Below are 16,375 nucleotides of genomic sequence, written 5' to 3'. Positions count from 1 at the left end.
TGGCTTCGCGCTTTTACTACGTAAAAGCGCTTGGTGGAGCATAGCGGGATCGAACCGCTGACCTCCTGCATGCCATGCAGGCGCTCTCCCAGCTGAGCTAATGCCCCAATCACGCAAGCGTGGTTTGGTCCACCCGTTTCCGAGTGTCTGGTGTGGATCCAATGGACCCGATGCGCCGTGTACTAGGCACTCGCGGCGGCGGGATCAAGCGAAAAACGCATGCGCCCGCCACAGCGTTTTTAGTCGTCGTCGTTTGATGCTACGTCAGCGATCTCTTCGAGCGGAACAGTATCATCATCGTCTTCGTCGTCGTCCAGCAGATCGTCGTCCAGATCCACGTCAACATCTTCGTCATCTACGAGATCGTCTTCGTCTTTTACCTCGGATGCTTTTGCTTTTGCTGTGGCTGCATCTTCCGCGTCAGCGGCAATCATGCGGGATTTGGACTGGTCTACTTCCACGACTTCGCCCGTGTAGGGGCTGATGATCGGGTTTTTGTTCAGGTCGTAGAAACGCTTGCCCGTGGTGGGGCACAGGCGCTTGGTTCCCCATTCTTCGTTGGGCATGGATTTCCCCTTTGATACTTGGTGTTGTGTCTAGATGATGTGTATTCAGTTTCATGGCCAAGTGCCATATGCAGGGCATGCTGTCCAGCCCTAAGCCTATTGTCCCTTAGCCAAGAGCCTTCCATGTCCGATCCGCATTTACCCGGCAATCCGCCGATTCCCTTGATCTTGCGGCGCTCTGCGCAGGCAAAGCGCATCTCGTTGCGCATCAGCCAACTGGACGGGCGAGTTACGTTGACCATGCCAAAACGGCTGGCGGAACGCGAAGCAATGGATTTTGCGCGCAGCAAGGAGGGATGGATTCGCAAGCATCTGGAGGCGCGGGGCGAAGACGAGACTGTTGGAATCGGCAGCGAGTTGCCACTGGCAGGGAAGATGTATCCAGTGGTGTCTGGCACGGGGCGTCGCGTGCAGATCACACCCGAAGGAATATTTGTTCCCGGGCCTGCCGAGCGCGTAAGCAAGCGACTTGGCGCACACCTCAAAGAGATTGCCCGCGACAGACTGGCCGGGGCGAGCGATGATTACGCTGCGCGTTTGGGGCGGTCTTATAGTCGTCTGAGTTTGCGCGACACACGCTCGCGCTGGGGATCGTGCACCTCGGATGGGGGGCTCATGTACTCGTGGCGATTGATAATGGCTCCACCAGAAGTGCTGGACTATGTCGCGGCGCATGAAGTGGCCCATTTGGCGCAGATGAATCACTCGCAGGCGTTTTGGGACGAGGTGACGCGGATTTACGGGGATTATGCCGCCGCGCGCGGATGGTTGCGCACGCACGGCAGCACATTGCACCGTTACAAGTTCTAGGCGAATTTGAGTGCTGCGATCCCTGCGGCAACCAGTGCGATGCCTGCGATTCGCAGTGCTGTCACCGCGTCACCGAACATTATGATTCCAAATACTGCCGCGCCAATTGCACCGATGCCGACCCAGACCACATAGGCCGTGCCGAGCGGGAGTTCTTTCATTGCGATGGCCAGCAGCCAGAAGCTGATAAAGGCAGCGATGCCCGTGATGATGCTGGGCACCGTATTGGTGAAGCCATCGGAGGCTTTCATTGAAACTGCCCAAACAACTTCGAAGAGGCCTGCAATGATCAGAATGATCCATGGGTTCATTTTGTGGTCCTTTACCAGAGGATTGCGAAGAGTATCGTCTGTGGAGCGGATTTCGCCAAAGGTGCAACAGCGAGAAGCGAACGATATTGGTCCGTGCAGCGTTGGTACTGCGAAACCAAGGAGTAAGATATGTCATCATCGAAATCACATGAGCAAATTTGGGACGAGTGGCGCGATCTCGTCAATATGGCACCGCAGGAGATCGAAGAGTGGTTGGAGACGGACGAATCACGTTCGGTCGGGGATAGTGACAGCGGTGAATCGACTGGCCATAAATCGGGGCGGCGGATTGTGAAAATCAAGCGAACCAACAAGGACAATCTGACGGAGGATCAGTGGGACCACATGGCCACGGTTGTTGGTTATATCAAACGGCATTTGTCCCAAGGGGGGCCTGAAGAGGATATGGAGCATTCCGACTGGCGCTATTCGTTGATGAACTGGGGGCATGATCCGAAGAAGTGACAGCTGCGCATGGAAGAAGTGACAGCTGCGCATGGCAGGGTGGTTGACGCAGGGAAAATTTGTGATCACACAAGCGGTATGAGTTTGACCGCCCGTCCTATTGACCCCGCTCCGCTTGCCCATGATCGGGTGTACCGCCATTTGCGGTCTCGTATCATGCATGGAGATATTCCGCCTGGTCAGGCGCTCACACTGCGCGGCCTGGGAAAAGAATACGAAGTTTCAATGACACCCGCGCGTGAGTCGGTGCGGCGGTTGGTCGCGGAAGGCGCGCTGAGTATGTCGAACTCGGGGCGCATCTCGACGCCATTGTTGAGCAATGAGCGGATCGAGGAGTTGGCGGCGCTTAGGGCATTGATCGAGGTGGAACTGGCGAGCCGTGCGCTGCCGCGTGCGCATCTGGCGCTAATTGAGCGGTTGCAGAACATCAACGTGAAAGTCGCGGAGGCCGTCGCGCAGCGTGATGCAGTCAGCTACATCCGCACAAATCTGGAATTCCACCGCACGCTTTATCTGCGTGCCCAAGCGCCTGCGATGCTTGCCATGGCCGAGACTGTCTGGTTGCAGATGGGACCGACGATGCGTGCGCTTTATGGACGATTACGCAGGACGGAGCCGCCGCAGTTTCACCGTTTGATCATTGCGGCGCTGCGGGCTGGGGATGAGCCGGGGTTGCGGCTGGCTGTGCGGTCGGATGTGACGCAGGGACTGCGGATGCTTGCGAGCTGACGGTTAGGGCTTACGCGGTTTGTGAGCGCGGGATTGAGTTATTGGCAAAATAGAGATGCGGGAGCTGGATCAGCTGGCCTTACCCACCATTATTTGATGGATGAAGGAGGCTTGCGCGTGTGTGTCTGGAACTTCTGTTCCGCGCATCTTGCTTGTGTGGGCGAGGGCGGCTTCCGCGTCAAAGCCGAAATGGGCGAGGATGGCGCAGGTGAGCATGCCCGAGCGGCCGATGCTGGCATAGCAATGAAGGGCTGCGTGTTCGCCGTCTTGGATGCGGTTCGCGATTGTTGCGGCGAATGCTGTGAAAGCTGCGGGCTCTGGCAGGTGCATGTCGCGGATGGGGTGGTCTAGGAAAGTAATGCCGTTTGCGGCGCAGGCGGCGGGCTCATCCTGAAGGCCGATTTTGGCGGCCTCGTCTGGTTCCAGCAGGGAGATTATGGTGGTGATGCCAGCGGCACGCGCAGTCTTGATGTCGTCAGGCAGAACTTGCGGGCGCGTCATGATGGTGAGCGCGCCAGCCAAATTTGTGGCGATGGGATAGAGGGTGATCAGGCGGCTAACCCGCGGTCGCCCATATCGAGGTATTTCTCGCGGCGGTCTTTTATCAGGGCCTTCGGGTCTTTGCCCTCAAGCGATTTGAGCATCTCTGTGATGGCCTCGGAGACTGCAGCGATGGCGGTTTGGGGGTCGCGGTGAGCGCCGCCTTTAGGCTCTGGAATGATGCGATCGTTTACGCCGAGTTGTTTGAGATCTTGTGCGGTGAGGCGCAAAGCTTCTGCGGCTTCGCGCATTTTCTCGGCATCTTTCCATAGGATGGAGGCGCAGCCTTCGGGAGAGATCACAGAATAGACGGAGTGTTCCAGCATCGCCACGCGGTTGGCGGTTGCAAATGCAACAGCGCCGCCTGAGCCACCTTCACCGATGATGACGCTGACGAGGGGCACGCCGATCTCAAGGCATTTCTGGGTGGCGCGGGCGATGGCCTCGGACTGGCCGCGTTCTTCCGCACCTTTGCCGGGGTAGGCACCGGGAGTGTCAACGAGGGTAATCACGGGAAGGCCAAAGCGATGGGCCATTTCCATCAGGCGCACGGCCTTGCGGTAACCCTCTGGTCGGGCCATGCCGAAATTCCGCTCGATGCGTGATTTGGTATCGTTGCCTTTTTCGTGGCCGATGACCATCACCGGTTTGTCATTGAATCGTGCAAGGCCCCCCATGACCGCGTGATCATCGGCGAAGTTACGATCCCCTGCGAGGGGCGTGTATTCGGTAAAGAGCGCCTCGATGTAGTCTTTGCAATGGGGGCGGTCGGGGTGCCGGGCCACCTGACATTTGCGCCATGGGGTGAGGTTTTTATAGAGATCGTCCAGCATTTTAGCGGCTTTTGCGTCGAGCGCTTTTGCCTCTGCGGTCATGTCGGTGTCAGGGTCGCGCCGCGCCATGGCACGCAGTTCTTCGGCTTTTCCCTCGATTTCGGCGAGGGGTTTTTCGAAATCCATATACTGGGTCATGTGATGCGCTCCGCACTGATGTTGCGCCTTATATGGCGGTGAACGCGGCGCGATGCAACGGGACTCAAAGGCCGAGCACAGGGTAGAGGGAGGCGACGAGCAGCGCGGCCATGGTCCAATTGTAGATGCGCAGGCGGCGGGGATTGGTCAGTAAGCGCTGCATCTGCTGGCCCGCAATGGTCCAGATGGAAACCGAAGGCAGATTAACGATGGCAAACACCAAGGCGCCTAAGCCCAACCAAAGGATGGAGGCATCCCCTACGTAGACGGTGATCGCAGTGAGGGCCATTGCCCATGCTTTGGGATTTACCCACTGGAAAGCGGCGGCCTGGAGGAAGGTCATTGGATTGCCTGCCAGTGCGTTTTTCGTGATCGGGGCTGCGTTGGCGATTTTCCATGCAAGCCAGAGCATATATACCACGCTGGCCCCTTTGAGCACGTCATAGATCACAGGAAAGCGGTCAAAGATTTGCACAAGGCCTGCACCCACGGCGAACATCATCATCATGAACCCTACGGAGATACCCAGCATATGAGGGATCGAGCGGATAAAGCCAAAGTTTGCGCCCGAGGCCATCAGCATCAGGTTGTTCGGTCCCGGTGTGGAGGAGCTGACAAAGGCGAAGAGGGTGAGGGCGGTAAGGGTTTCAAAATTCATACGTATGGTTTGCGCGAAAAGCTGACGGGTTGAAATTGTTAATTTCTCCTTAACGGCGACGCCAGCGTGGAAACAATCTTTCTCGTCTGGGTAGAACTAGGATCGGTAAGGATGTCGAAACAGACTGTTTCGAGCCGTTTGCTTGTATCCTCGGTTAGGTGCTGGTCTGAATGTGGCGAGAATGTGTTTCAAAGGTGGCTAAATATGACGTTGGTTAATTATGTGCTGGTTGGATTGCTTGGAACGATTGTCGGGATCGCGCTCTACATGGCGAAGGTAGATTTCTCGCAGGATAGTAAAATGCGCGATTTGCCAGTTTTCACTGATCTTTCCTGATACCCGAAAGCACACATGAAAAAGGCCCGCAGAAATAGCGGGCCTTTTTGTCGTTTTGGGGAGTGGTCTTAGCCTGCTATCATCTCGGACTGGCGCACAATCACTTCGGCTTGCTTGATTGAGGCGATATCGACCAAGCGGCCTTTGTAGACTGTGGCGCCTTCGCCATTGGCCTTTGCAGTTTCCATTGCGGCGAGGATTTCGCGGGCTTCGGTGACAGCTTCCTCCGACGGGGTGAACACTTCGTTGCTGATGGCGATTTGTTTGGGGTGGATTGCCCATTTGCCGACCATGCCGAGCGTGGCGGAGCGGCGTGCCTGAGCGCGGCATCCCTCATCATCGGAGAAGTCACCGAAGGGGCCGTCCACGGGCAGGATGCCATGGGTGCGGCAGGCGGCGACGATTGCGGTTTGTGCCCAGTGCCATGGATCGGACCAGTGTTTCTGGCCGTCGTGCAGCATGTAATAGTTTTCCTGTGTGCCACCGATGCCTGTGGTTTGCATGCCCATAGAGGCGGCGAAATCTGCGGCCCCGAGGCTCATTGCTTCCAAGCGCGGCGAGGAGGCGGCGATTGCCTCAACATGGGCGATGCCTGCGGCGCTCTCGATGATGACTTCGAATGCGATGCGTTTTTTGCGGCCTTTTGCGGCCTCGATTGCAGAGACAAGTGCGTCGACGGCATAGACATCTTCGGCGCAACCTACTTTGGGAATCATGATCTGGTCCAGACGCTCGGAGGCTTGCTCCAGCAGGTCCACAACATCGCGGTACCAGTAAGGAGTGTCGAGGCTATTGATGCGCACGGAGAGGGTTTTGTTGCCCCAATCGACGGTGTTGATCGCTTCGATCACATTGGCGCGGGCCATGTCTTTGTCGTTGGGGGCGACGCTGTCTTCGAGGTCGAGGTTGATGACGTCAGCGGCAGAGGCGGCCATTTTTGCAAAGAGCTTGGTGTTGGAGCCCGGGCCGAAAAGCTGACAGCGGTTGGGGCGTGCGGGGGGTGTTGGCTGGAGGCGGAAGCTCATTACAGTGATCCTTTCGAGACATAAAATGTCGTATAATTGCCGTTGTGAGTTATAAAGTTACGCCAAGCGCTGCAAGGTCTTTTTGCAGGTGCAGCATTCCTCTAATGCTTGCGAGTGTGAAGCTTTGCGCAAAAATGTTGCGCAAATAAGTCCAGTTCTCGGATATTCTTGCGCCCAGTTGGGGGCTATGCGCGGATACGCGATTGAATTGCGGGGGTTTTGGCGCAATCTGGCGCTAACGCATATTTAATCGGAGAATCGACCCATGATCCAGACACCTTACCTGCTGTTCCTTGGCGATGCGCCTGACCAGTTGTCGGCAAAAGTGGCGCAGGGGATCAAAGACTGGCGTCCCGAGAACGCTGTAGGGCAACTAAGGATGGAGGGCTGCAAAGCTGATCTTGGGTTGGAGGATCTGACACTGGCCCATGCCAAGGCCAAGGGCGCCAAGACGCTGGTGATCGGGGTTGCGAACCGTGGTGGCTATATCTCGCAGGCGTGGAAAGAGGTGCTGATCGAGGCGCTGGGCATGGGGTATGATCTGGCCTCGGGTTTGCACAACCTGCTGAGTGATGACGAGGAACTGGTGGCTGTGGCGGCGGACAAGGGGCGCACCTTGCATGACGTGCGGATTCCGACGGTCGAGTATCCGATTGCCAATGGTGTGAAGCGGACGGGCAAGCGGGTGCTGGCTGTTGGGACCGACTGCTCTGTCGGTAAGATGTACACGGCGCTGGCGCTGGATAAGGCGATGCAGGCACGCGGTATGAAAAGCACGTTCCGCGCGACGGGACAGACCGGGATTTTGATCACGGGTGATGGTGTGCCGCTTGATGCTGTTGTGGCGGATTTTATGGCGGGGTCGATCGAATATCTGACGCCTGATAATGACCCTGATCACTGGGATGTGATCGAAGGCCAGGGCAGCCTGATGCATGTGAGCTACTCCGGTGTGACGCTGGCGTTGATTCATGGGGGACAGCCTGATGCACTGATCATCTGTCATGAGCCGACGCGGGAGCATATGCGCGGTTTGCCAGATTATAAGGTGCCGAGCATGGAGGCGATCCGTGATGTGGCGCTGACGCTGGCGCGGGTTGCGAACCCTGCCTGTGTGGTTGTGGGGGCTGCGATCAACACGCAACACATGGGAGAGGATGAGGCGAAGGCGTATCTGGCTAAAGTTGAAGCTGATATGGGTATTCCTGCGGTTGATCCTTTCCGCTTTGGTGCGGAGCGTTTGGCGGAGGCGCTGGAAGCGATTTGATCTGTCGCATCTGTTGAGGGTGCGGGATTGGGTTTAAGGGCAAAATAAAGAAGCAATGCGGGCTGTAAGGTCTGCGTGCGATTTGTGAGGGCAGTATGCGGATTGAAGTGACGGCAGATGTGTTTCGGCTGGCGCAGGTGTTTACCATCTCGCGGGGATCGCGGACGGAGGCCAAGGTGCTGACAGTGCGCATCAGCGATGGTGGTGCTGTGGGCATGGGGGAATGTGTCCCCTATGCGCGGTATGGTGAAACGCTTGAATCTGTGACGGCGCAGATTGAAGGGCTGTCTGGGCCTGTGACGCGGGCGGACCTCTATGATTTGTTGCCCGCGGGGGCGGCGCGGAATGCGGTTGATTGTGCGTTGTGGGATCTGGAGGCGAAGCAGTCTGGCAAAGCTGTTTGGGAGTTGGCGGGGCTGGCGCCTTTGAAGCCCGAGATTACGGCTTATACGCTGTCGTTGGACACGCCAGAGGCGATGCAACGCCAAGCGGCGGAACATGCGTTTCGTCCCTTGTTGAAGATCAAGCTGGGCACGCCCGATGATATGCCGCGTCTTGAGGCGGTGCGTGCGGGTGCGCCTGAGAGCACGATTATTGTGGATGCAAATGAGGGCTGGTCGGCAGAGGTTTATGCTGATCTGGCGCCGCATCTGGTGCGGCTTGGGGTGGCGTTGGTGGAGCAGCCGTTGCCTGCGGGTGACGATGATGCGTTGATCGGCATGGCGCGGCCTGTGCCTGTTTGTGCGGACGAGAGCTGCCATGATCGAGGGAGTTTGCCGAGCCTGAAGGGTAAGTACGATGTGGTTAATATCAAACTGGATAAGACGGGCGGTTTAACCGAGGCCTTGGCACTGCGTGAGGAAGCACTGGCGCAGGGGTATGATGTGATGGTTGGCTGTATGGTGGGGTCGTCGCTTGCGATGGCCCCTGCGGTATTAGTGGCGCAGGGGATGCCTTACGTGGACCTTGACGGGCCGTTGTTGTTGGCCGAAGACAGGGCCGAGCCATTGAAATTTGACGCGGCGGGGGTGCATCCACCATCCCGTGCATTGTGGGGGTAAAGACATGCGGACAGTATATGTGAACGGGCAGTATATGCCGGAGAATGAAGCCACTGTGTCGATCTTTGATCGCGGGTTTCTGATGGCGGATGGTGTGTATGAAGTGACATCGGTGCTGGACGGCAAGCTGATCGATTTTGAGGGACACTCTGTGCGGTTGGAACGCTCGTTGGGTGAATTGGATATGCGCAATCCGATCTCCAAGGAGGATTTGCTGGAGGTGCACCGCGAGTTGGTTCGGGTGAACGAGATTGACGAAGGGTTGATCTATTTGCAGGTTACGCGCGGGTCGGATGGGGATCGTGATTTTGCCTTCCCTGATCCCGAGACGACAGAGCCTACGATTGTGTTGTTCACGCAGAACAAGCCCGGACTGGCGGACAGCCCTGCGGCGAAGCGTGGCTCCAAGGTGATTTCCATTGAGGATATCCGGTGGGGGCGGCGTGACATCAAGACGGTGCAACTACTCTATCCGTCGATGGGCAAGATGATGGCCAAGAAGGCCGGATGCGATGATGCGTGGATGGTTGAAGACGGGATGGTGACCGAGGGGACATCAAACAACGCCTATATCGTGAAGGGCAACCGTATCATCACACGGCATCTGGGGACGGAAATTTTGCACGGGATTACGCGGGCGGCTGTGCTGCGGTTTGCGCGTGAGGCGCAGATGGAAGTCGAGGAGCGGTCCTTTACCATCGAGGAAGCGCAAGCGGCGGATGAGGCGTTTACCACCTCGGCCAGTGCGTTTGTGATGCCTGTGGTGGAGATTGACGGTGTTGCCTTGGGCGAAGGTGTGCCCGGCAAAGTGGCGCTGCGGCTGCGCGAAATTTATCTGGACGAGATGCGCAAGGCGGCAGTTTGAAAGCTGTCGCGGTGCGGCAGGGATTCGAGCGATTTTGGGTCTATTTTGCAGAACAAAGTTAGGTTTTACATTCGTCGCCCAATTGTTGCTTCGAGATTGTTCAAAAACGGTCGTTTTTGGGAGGGTAGATGCCGGAAAATTATTGCGCTATTTACATCCTGAAGGAGAAGAGTTTGCCGGGTATTTCATCACGAGTTGGGACATATCTGGACTTCATAGCAACGGTGGCACTGGCGGCCAGTGTCGTTTTGTTAATGGTTATCTTTGCAGATTTATTCACGCCTCCATCCGATACAGTCGGGACACATCCTCGCTATCTAGCTGCTTTGGCAGAGGCAGCTATGTTTCTAGGGCTGCTTTTCATGCCGACCATAGCTTGTGCAATCGCATGGCCGATCCATGTTCACCAAAAACGTCGGGGCCAGCCGGTTTTCGGCTGGCTGCGCTTTGTGGTTTTGGCGTCTGCGGCTTGGACATGGTTTGCCTTTACGGCTCTGAGCGGTCTCTGATTTTTTCAATGGCCGCTTTATCGGGCATTGGAGATCTTCAGATATGTTCCAAAAACCCTCCTTTCTGGAACAGCTTCAAATCACCTTAATTCACGCTGCCAAAAACCCCGTTCAAAACCCATGTAGTTGTTTAAGGTTTTTTGGTCGGTCTCATGATAGCGGGCATTCATGCGCCCTGAAGCATCTGTCAGTATGGGCTGGATGCGGATGCTGGCGTGCTACGAGACCCACAGCATCCTTCTATTTCTTCCCCACATTCTCCTCAAACGCCGTCTTGAACGCCTCTTGTTGGCCGTCGGTCGCATCGGTTTGATAGTTGGCTTTCCAGTCGTCCATGCTCATCCCGTAGAACAACTCGCGCGCTTCCATTTTGCCGATCTCGACGCCACTCTCGGCGGCGGCTTCCTGATACCAGCGGCTCAGGCAGTTGCGGCAAAAGCCGGTGAGGTTCATCATGTCGATGTTCTGCACATCGGTCCGGTCCTCCATCAGATGTTTTTGCAAACGGCGGAATGCGGCGGCCTGAAGTTCGATTTCTTGTTGTGTGTGCTCTGTCATGGGGGCTCCTGTTTATTTGACCTAAAGTGGGGTGTGTGATTGCTGGATCATGGTATCGGTGCTTTGCCAGACTGTCACCGCAATGAAACAGTTTTCGGGTTTTAGTGGCGGTGGTCAGGCGCTATGGCTATATCAATAGGCAATGTGTGCGCTAACATTTGCCAAATCTGGTTAAAAGGAACGACCCAATGAGACGTCAACGCAATGTAAAGATCGTAGCGACCCTTGGGCCTGCGTCAGATACCTATGAGATGATCAAGCTACTGCACGAGACGGGTGCGGATGTGTTTCGCCTCAACATGAGCCACGGCAGCCATGACGAGATTCGCGCCAAACATGCTATGATCCGTGCGGTTGAAGAAGAAACCGGATCGAGCATTTGTATTCTGGCGGATTTGCAGGGACCCAAGCTGCGTGTGGGGGTGTTCGCGGCCGAGAGTGAGGAACTGGTTGAGGGGGCGGCGTTCCGCCTTGATCTTGACTCTGCCGAGGGCGATGTCAGCCGTGTGTGCCTGCCGCACCCCGAGATTTTTGCAGCTCTAAAGGAAGGGTCCTCCTTGTTGGTGAATGACGGGAAGATCCGCCTCAAGGTTGTGCGCTGTGGAGCGGATTTCGCGGAATGTGAGGTTGTGATCGGGGGCACTATCTCCAACCGTAAGGGCGTGAACGTGCCTGACGTTGTGCTGCCGCTGGCCGCGCTGAGCGATAAGGACCGTGCCGATCTGGAGTTCGTTTGTGAGCTTGGTGTTGACTGGCTCGCGCTGAGTTTTGTCCAGCGTCCAGAGGATGTGGAAGAGGCGCGGGCGCTGGCTAAGGGCCGTGCGGCGCTGCTGTCGAAAATCGAGAAACCTTCTGCGGTTGAGCGGTTTGACGATATTCTGGCAGTGAGTGACGGAATCATGGTGGCGCGGGGTGATCTGGGGGTCGAGCTTCCTGTGTCGGCGGTACCGCCGATCCAGAAGCGGCTGGTGCGGCGCTGTCGTGCCGTGGGCAAGCCTGTGATCGTGGCGACCCAGATGTTGGAGAGCATGATCGAGAGCCCGATGCCCACTCGTGCGGAAGTGTCCGATGTGGCAACAGCGATTTATGAAGGTGCGGATGCGGTCATGCTCTCGGCGGAATCAGCAGCGGGCAGCTATCCGATTGAGGCAGTCAAAACGATGGACAATGTTGCCATCGAGGTGGAGCGCGACCCCACTTATACCCAGATCATAGAGGCGAGCCGCACCGCGTCACGCTCTGGCATTGCCGATGCGATGGTAGTGGCAGCGCGCGAGATTGCGGAGACAACCGACGTGAAAGCGATCTGTTGTTTTACCCATTCAGGAACCACTGCATTGCTCACCGCGCGGGAGCGGCCACGCGTGCCGATCATCGCATTGACCCCGCTCAAGCGGACGGCGAGCCGTCTGGCACTCAGCTGGGGTGTGAATTGTGTACTGACTGAGGAATTGGATCGTTTCAAAAAGGCAGTAGTGAGTGCAGTGCGTGCTGCGCGGAACGAGGGCTTTGCCGAGGAGCAGGATCATGTTGTTGTGATTGCCGGTGTGCCGTTTAACGTGCCAGGCAGTACCAATATCCTGCGGGTTGCCCCCTGTGATGAACGTTTGATTTTCGCGGCCGATCCGGAGTAACGTTCGATTAACCTGTTACACGGAGACCTATAATGGATTCAGATCTGGCGCTTGTTATTGGCCTTGTTTTGGCGGCCCTAACAGTCCCCTCGATTTTGTCGGCACTGTCGGACCGGCGTGCGCCGCGTGCGTCTGCAATTACGATTCTGATTGCGGGAGGTCTGATCGTGTTTGCCATCCAGGGAAAACCCGGTGGATACCAACTGGCGCAGCTGCCTGATGTTTTTGTAAACGTGATTGCACGCTACATGCCCTGAGGATCTGACGGGAGGCGGTGATCCCCTCTTGCGTTAAACTGCTGTGCATCTTATAGCCCAGTTTCATTCCTGCGGTGCCGGCTCAAGTGGCATGCCGAGCATCGCTTAAACTGTAGACTATTAGGAGACAGAAATGCCCAAGATGAAGACGAAGTCGAGCGCTAAAAAGCGCTTCAAGATCTCGGCGACCGGCAAGGTCATCGCGAGTCAGGCTGGTAAACAGCACGGCATGATCAAGCGGAGCAATAAGTTCCTGCGCAACGCACGTGGCACAACAACACTTTGTTCTGCTGATGCCAAGATCATCAAGGGCTTTATGCCCTACGACCGCTAAGGAGAGCCGATATGTCACGTACAAAAGGTGGTACAGTTACCCACGCCCGTCACCGTAAGGTCGTCAAAGCAGCCAAAGGTTATTATGGCCGCCGCAAGAGTACCTTTAAGGTCGCACGTCAGGCCGTCGATAAGGCCAACCAGTATGCAACCCGTGACCGCAAGAATCGCAAGCGCAATTTCCGCGCATTGTGGATCCAGCGGATCAACGCGGCTGTTCGCGCACATGACGCCGAGCTGACGTATTCACGCTTTATCAATGGTCTGAACCTTGCCGGTATCGAAGTTGACCGCAAAGTTCTCGCTGATCTGGCCGTGAACGAGCCGGAATCCTTCACAGCGATTGTGAAGCAGGCACAGGCGTCACTGGCAGCGTAAAATGCGCCACTGATGCCATGAGATTGAGAGGCCGTCCTGTAAGGGGCGGCTTTTTTCGTTGTTGGCCTTGTTAACGGGGCGGTAGTTTGTCTGCTGTTGGGACGCCATCAGCGATGACATGAAAGCTTTGTTTGTCACAGGTAAAGATCGCCATCTCTGGGCCTGTGTAGGCCTTTGGATCGTCCAGCGTTCCCACCTTGAGGACCAGAAGCGGGCGACCGGGCAAGCGGGTGAGCAGATGTGTGCCGCAGGTACCGCAGAAGTCACGGGTGCGCGGGGCCTCCAGATCACTACGGGTGAACTGTGATGGAGTGCCTTTTGTGTATGAAAATCCTTCTTCAGGGACCATCATAAAATAATTTGGACCGCCGCCCGAGATATACTGGCACTCGCGGCAGTGGCACTGTGCCTGCCACACAGGCGCGTCGGTGCTGGTGTAAGTAATTTCACCGCAATAACATTTTCCGGTTGTCGTCATGATGCTTTCTCCTGCTGGGGTATGCAACGCTACGAGGGGGGGCGGCACATTGTCCAGTTTGAATGTACAGACTGTTTTTGCACCTGTTGTTATGTGTGCTTTTCCCTGCGAAGTGCTAGGTTACCTCGGAATCGATATAAATGTCAGAACGGATACGCACATGAACCTCACGCGACTGGTCTATTACAGCCAACGGAACCCGTCCGAGAGCCTTGAAATCGACAAGCTGATCGAGACGTGCCAGCGCAATAACGGCAGAATGAATGTCTCGGGTCTGTTGCATTACAACGGCGACCACTTTTTGCAGGTGCTTGAAGGGGGACGCGTCGAGGTGTCGGCGCTGTACCACCGGATTGCCCGTGACACGCGGCACAGCAATATTATCCTAATGGGATGTTATGATGTGCGTGAGCGGATGTTCCCGCGCTGGTCTATGGGCCTGCATCAGGGAATGGATGACCAGACGCGTGCGATCTATCTGCGCTACTTTGCTACCGACGAAGTGAACCCCGAGACGGTAAACGTGGAGAGCCTGCTAGACGTGTTACAAGACCTCTCTGTTGAATTGGCCTGAGAGCGTTACGCCCGACGATTGCGACGTTTCTCTTGCGAGAACCTGCTGCGGGCGCGTTCTGCCTCGCTTTCGGCGTGAGCGGTGCGCCGACGCATTTTGCCGATCTCTGATGACAGCATAGCGATTTGCATGGCCGAGCGCCGCTCTGCCTGGTTGCGGGCATAGACAAAGCCTGCGGCACCTGCGGCGAGCATCGCCAGAAGAATGAGCATAAATCGAAGTATGAAGGCGAGTGTCATGCGATGTCATCCGTCTGCTGGAGTGTGGGTATCTGTATCTGCTCTACCGTGGTGTTTGCGCTGCGGTACCGCTCGTAGGCGAGGGTGAGTATTCCACCCAACAAAAAAAGCGCGACAATCAGACAAATGATGAGAAACATTCCCGATCCGCGTTTGCCACGGGCCATTCGTTCGGCATTGGCCAGCGAAAATCCGGCGGCACGTAAGCGCTGGATTTCGATTTGGGTCTTTTTGTCAGTCATGGATACAGTCCGGTTTCCTGAGAACACCTAATTGGCAGATCAAGGAAAGAATGTCACGTAGGTGCCACTTTCGCCATGCTCAATCGACAGCTGAATGCCCAGCATTGTAGCGGTTTCACGGATCATCGCCTCATTATCGGCGAGGGACACAGGCGTGTTTTCATCGGTGAGCGACACAGTCAGGCCCAGTTCCCGCACGGTGTGCTGGAGGACGTTTTTAAGTCTGTGTGAGTACATCACTGGTGTCATTTTTACCCTATCTGTCTGTGTCTTGGGGATGCGTAGCACACAAATTCCCCGCGCATAACCTGTGCCATGCTAGCGCGTTTTCCACCCCTTAGGAAAAAGTATCTGCACTGGCAGGAAATTTGGTGGAAAATTTTGTCGTGGAGGAGCGCAGTAGGGTGTCGGGGCAGGCTGACGGGTTGCGTTTGGTGGCGGTTCTGGTAGCAGGTTTGGACATTCTCAAGGACGCGTGTGATATGGACGATCTTAAGCAAAAATACCTCAGCCAGATTGCAAATGCGAGCGACGAAGCCGCATTGGAGGACATCCGTCTGGGTGCCGTTGGCAAGAAGGGCGAAGTGGCCCTCAAGATGCGCGAACTGGGCAAGATGACCCCTGAGGAGCGTCAGGTGGCTGGGCCAGCTTTGAACGCGCTCAAGGACGAGATTAACTCGGCGCTGGCGGCGAAGAAGGCTGCGTTGGGCGATGCGGCTTTGGATGAGCGTTTGCGGTCTGAGTGGCTTGATGTGACGTTGCCGTCGCGGGGGCGCCCTGCGGGGACGTTGCACCCTGTGTCACAGGTCACCGAAGAGCTGACTGCGATCTTTGCCGAGATGGGATTTTCCGTGGCCGAGGGGCCGCGCATTGATACCGATTGGTATAACTTTGACGCGCTGAACATCCCGGGTCACCATCCTGCGCGGGCCGAGATGGACACATTTTATATGGCGCGGGACGAGGGGGATAACCGTCCGCCGCACGTCCTGCGCACGCATACGTCCCCTGTGCAAATCCGCACGATGGAGGCCGAAGGCGCGCCGCTGCGCATCATCTGCCCCGGTGGTGTGTACCGTGCCGATTATGACCAGACCCACACGCCGATGTTCCATCAGGTTGAGGGCTTGGCGATCGACAAAGACATCTCCATGGCGAACCTGAAATGGACGCTGGAGGAGTTCTTTGCCGCGTTCTTCGAGATTGACGGCATCAAAACCCGTTTCCGCGCCTCGCACTTTCCGTTCACGGAGCCGTCTGCCGAGGTGGATATCCAATGCTCTTGGGTCGACGGGCAGCTGCGCATTGGTGAGGGTGATGGTTGGATGGAAGTCCTCGGCTCTGGCATGGTCCACCCCAAAGTTCTCGCCGCTGGCGGGATTGATCCCGACATCTGGCAGGGCTTTGCCTTTGGCATGGGGATCGACCGGATTGCGATGCTGAAATACGGGATACCTGATTTGCGCGCGTTCTTTGATTCAGACCTGCGCTGGCTGCGGCACTATGGGTTTGCCAGCTTGGATCAGCCGAATTTGCATGGTGGGTTGAGTAGGTGAGTTTTTCCTATAG

The 16,375-nt window shown here is 56.5% G+C and carries 25 protein-coding genes and 1 tRNA gene; 14 read left to right on the top strand and 12 right to left on the bottom strand.

Annotated features, from left to right (window positions below; genetic code table 11):
- Window positions 1-31: 31 nt before the first annotated feature.
- Together Q0775_RS06190 and Q0775_RS06185 are read right to left on the bottom strand one after the other, a co-directional pair.
- Window positions 32-107: transfer RNA gene (locus Q0775_RS06190), tRNA-Ala, on the bottom strand.
- A gap of 132 nt (window positions 108-239) precedes the next feature.
- Window positions 240-566, bottom strand: a complete 327-nt coding sequence (locus Q0775_RS06185) for a TIGR02300 family protein (protein ID WP_298858481.1) — start codon at window positions 564-566, stop codon at window positions 240-242.
- Window positions 567-689: 123 nt separating this feature from the next.
- On the opposite strand from Q0775_RS06185, the gene Q0775_RS06180 reads away from it, so the two are divergent.
- Window positions 690-1,376, top strand: a complete 687-nt coding sequence (locus Q0775_RS06180; RefSeq protein ID WP_298858480.1) for a SprT family zinc-dependent metalloprotease — start codon at window positions 690-692, stop codon at window positions 1,374-1,376.
- On the opposite strand, the gene Q0775_RS06175 is transcribed toward Q0775_RS06180, so the two are convergent.
- The gene (locus tag Q0775_RS06175; protein ID WP_298858479.1) at window positions 1,373-1,687 is read right to left on the bottom strand and encodes a multidrug efflux SMR transporter; all 315 of its coding nucleotides are present in this window, start codon (window positions 1,685-1,687) and stop codon (window positions 1,373-1,375) included. The two genes, Q0775_RS06180 and Q0775_RS06175, sit on opposite strands and share 4 nt — an antisense overlap.
- Before the next feature lie 129 nt (window positions 1,688-1,816).
- On the opposite strand from Q0775_RS06175, the gene Q0775_RS06170 reads away from it, so the two are divergent.
- Both Q0775_RS06170 and Q0775_RS06165 read left to right on the top strand, forming a co-directional pair.
- On the top strand, window positions 1,817-2,152 hold the full coding sequence (locus tag Q0775_RS06170) for a DUF3140 domain-containing protein (protein WP_298858478.1): 336 nt from the start codon (window positions 1,817-1,819) through the stop codon (window positions 2,150-2,152).
- A 78-nt stretch (window positions 2,153-2,230) separates the two neighbouring features.
- A complete protein-coding gene (locus Q0775_RS06165) occupies window positions 2,231-2,881 on the top strand; it encodes a GntR family transcriptional regulator (RefSeq protein ID WP_298859965.1) in 651 nt (216 codons plus the stop codon).
- Window positions 2,882-2,950: 69 nt separating this feature from the next.
- On the opposite strand, the gene Q0775_RS06160 is transcribed toward Q0775_RS06165, so the two are convergent.
- The 3 genes from Q0775_RS06160 to Q0775_RS06150 form a co-directional block, all read right to left on the bottom strand.
- Entirely contained in the window at window positions 2,951-3,382 is a 432-nt protein-coding gene (locus Q0775_RS06160) for a hypothetical protein (protein WP_298858477.1), read from the bottom strand.
- A gap of 47 nt (window positions 3,383-3,429) precedes the next feature.
- Window positions 3,430-4,392, bottom strand: coding sequence for an acetyl-CoA carboxylase carboxyltransferase subunit alpha (locus Q0775_RS06155; RefSeq protein ID WP_298858476.1), 963 nt, complete (start codon window positions 4,390-4,392; stop codon window positions 3,430-3,432).
- Window positions 4,393-4,456: 64 nt separating this feature from the next.
- Window positions 4,457-5,050 carry a LysE family translocator gene (locus Q0775_RS06150; RefSeq protein WP_298858475.1) on the bottom strand — a complete coding sequence of 198 codons (594 nt, stop codon included), beginning with the start codon at window positions 5,048-5,050 and terminating at the stop codon, window positions 4,457-4,459.
- A 204-nt stretch (window positions 5,051-5,254) separates the two neighbouring features.
- Between Q0775_RS06150 and Q0775_RS06145 the strand changes: the two genes are divergently transcribed.
- Complete coding sequence (locus Q0775_RS06145; RefSeq protein WP_298858474.1) at window positions 5,255-5,386, top strand: hypothetical protein; 132 nt, start codon at window positions 5,255-5,257, stop codon at window positions 5,384-5,386.
- Window positions 5,387-5,454: 68 nt separating this feature from the next.
- Here the strand turns inward: Q0775_RS06145 and Q0775_RS06140 are convergent, their stop codons facing one another.
- Entirely contained in the window at window positions 5,455-6,411 is a 957-nt protein-coding gene (locus tag Q0775_RS06140) for an L-malyl-CoA/beta-methylmalyl-CoA lyase (protein ID WP_298858473.1), read from the bottom strand.
- A gap of 265 nt (window positions 6,412-6,676) precedes the next feature.
- On the opposite strand from Q0775_RS06140, the gene dgcN reads away from it, so the two are divergent.
- From dgcN to Q0775_RS06120, 4 genes are all read left to right on the top strand, one after another.
- A complete protein-coding gene (dgcN, locus tag Q0775_RS06135; RefSeq protein WP_298858472.1) occupies window positions 6,677-7,678 on the top strand; it encodes an N-acetyltransferase DgcN in 1,002 nt (333 codons plus the stop codon).
- A gap of 95 nt (window positions 7,679-7,773) precedes the next feature.
- Window positions 7,774-8,739 (top strand): N-acetyl-D-Glu racemase DgcA, encoded by a 966-nt coding sequence (dgcA, locus tag Q0775_RS06130; RefSeq protein WP_298858471.1) that lies wholly within the window; start codon window positions 7,774-7,776, stop codon window positions 8,737-8,739.
- A gap of 4 nt (window positions 8,740-8,743) precedes the next feature.
- Window positions 8,744-9,604 (top strand): D-amino-acid transaminase, encoded by an 861-nt coding sequence (locus Q0775_RS06125; protein ID WP_298858470.1) that lies wholly within the window; start codon window positions 8,744-8,746, stop codon window positions 9,602-9,604.
- Between the two features lie 128 nt (window positions 9,605-9,732).
- Window positions 9,733-10,113 (top strand): hypothetical protein, encoded by a 381-nt coding sequence (locus Q0775_RS06120; protein WP_298858469.1) that lies wholly within the window; start codon window positions 9,733-9,735, stop codon window positions 10,111-10,113.
- Between the two features lie 240 nt (window positions 10,114-10,353).
- On the opposite strand, the gene Q0775_RS06115 is transcribed toward Q0775_RS06120, so the two are convergent.
- Window positions 10,354-10,671, bottom strand: coding sequence for a DUF1244 domain-containing protein (locus Q0775_RS06115; protein ID WP_298858468.1), 318 nt, complete (start codon window positions 10,669-10,671; stop codon window positions 10,354-10,356).
- A gap of 188 nt (window positions 10,672-10,859) precedes the next feature.
- Here Q0775_RS06115 and pyk point away from each other — a divergent pair, with 188 nt between their 5' ends.
- The 4 genes from pyk (at window position 10,860) to rplT (ending at window position 13,273) form a co-directional block, all read left to right on the top strand.
- On the top strand, window positions 10,860-12,305 hold the full coding sequence (gene pyk, locus Q0775_RS06110; RefSeq protein WP_298858467.1) for a pyruvate kinase: 1,446 nt from the start codon (window positions 10,860-10,862) through the stop codon (window positions 12,303-12,305).
- A gap of 32 nt (window positions 12,306-12,337) precedes the next feature.
- Window positions 12,338-12,562, top strand: coding sequence for a hypothetical protein (locus tag Q0775_RS06105; protein ID WP_298858466.1), 225 nt, complete (start codon window positions 12,338-12,340; stop codon window positions 12,560-12,562).
- A 133-nt stretch (window positions 12,563-12,695) separates the two neighbouring features.
- On the top strand, window positions 12,696-12,896 hold the full coding sequence (gene rpmI, locus Q0775_RS06100; RefSeq protein ID WP_298858465.1) for a 50S ribosomal protein L35: 201 nt from the start codon (window positions 12,696-12,698) through the stop codon (window positions 12,894-12,896).
- Between the two features lie 11 nt (window positions 12,897-12,907).
- On the top strand, window positions 12,908-13,273 hold the full coding sequence (rplT, locus tag Q0775_RS06095) for a 50S ribosomal protein L20 (protein ID WP_298858464.1): 366 nt from the start codon (window positions 12,908-12,910) through the stop codon (window positions 13,271-13,273).
- Window positions 13,274-13,343: 70 nt separating this feature from the next.
- On the opposite strand, the gene Q0775_RS06090 is transcribed toward rplT, so the two are convergent.
- Window positions 13,344-13,751 carry a GFA family protein gene (locus Q0775_RS06090; RefSeq protein WP_298858463.1) on the bottom strand — a complete coding sequence of 136 codons (408 nt, stop codon included), beginning with the start codon at window positions 13,749-13,751 and terminating at the stop codon, window positions 13,344-13,346.
- Window positions 13,752-13,911: 160 nt separating this feature from the next.
- On the opposite strand from Q0775_RS06090, the gene Q0775_RS06085 reads away from it, so the two are divergent.
- On the top strand, window positions 13,912-14,325 hold the full coding sequence (locus Q0775_RS06085; protein WP_298858462.1) for a BLUF domain-containing protein: 414 nt from the start codon (window positions 13,912-13,914) through the stop codon (window positions 14,323-14,325).
- 5 nt (window positions 14,326-14,330) lie between these two features.
- On the opposite strand, the gene Q0775_RS06080 is transcribed toward Q0775_RS06085, so the two are convergent.
- The 3 genes from Q0775_RS06080 to Q0775_RS06070 are packed head-to-tail and all read right to left on the bottom strand — an operon-like array spanning window position 14,331 to window position 15,043.
- The gene (locus Q0775_RS06080; RefSeq protein ID WP_298858461.1) at window positions 14,331-14,564 is read right to left on the bottom strand and encodes a hypothetical protein; all 234 of its coding nucleotides are present in this window, start codon (window positions 14,562-14,564) and stop codon (window positions 14,331-14,333) included.
- Window positions 14,561-14,806: a hypothetical protein gene (locus Q0775_RS06075; RefSeq protein WP_298858460.1), complete on the bottom strand. Its 246-nt coding sequence runs from the start codon at window positions 14,804-14,806 to the stop codon at window positions 14,561-14,563. Before Q0775_RS06075 ends, Q0775_RS06080 begins: the two co-directional genes overlap by 4 nt.
- Before the next feature lie 39 nt (window positions 14,807-14,845).
- The gene (locus Q0775_RS06070) at window positions 14,846-15,043 is read right to left on the bottom strand and encodes a hypothetical protein (RefSeq protein WP_298858459.1); all 198 of its coding nucleotides are present in this window, start codon (window positions 15,041-15,043) and stop codon (window positions 14,846-14,848) included.
- Window positions 15,044-15,288: 245 nt separating this feature from the next.
- Between Q0775_RS06070 and pheS the strand changes: the two genes are divergently transcribed.
- Entirely contained in the window at window positions 15,289-16,362 is a 1,074-nt protein-coding gene (pheS, locus tag Q0775_RS06065; protein ID WP_298859963.1) for a phenylalanine--tRNA ligase subunit alpha, read from the top strand.
- Window positions 16,363-16,375 lie beyond the last annotated feature (13 nt).

Source organism: uncultured Sulfitobacter sp. (assembly GCF_947499945.1).
Classification (GTDB): Bacteria; Pseudomonadota; Alphaproteobacteria; order Rhodobacterales; family Rhodobacteraceae; genus Sulfitobacter.
This window is presented reverse-complemented; position numbering and strand designations above follow the sequence as displayed.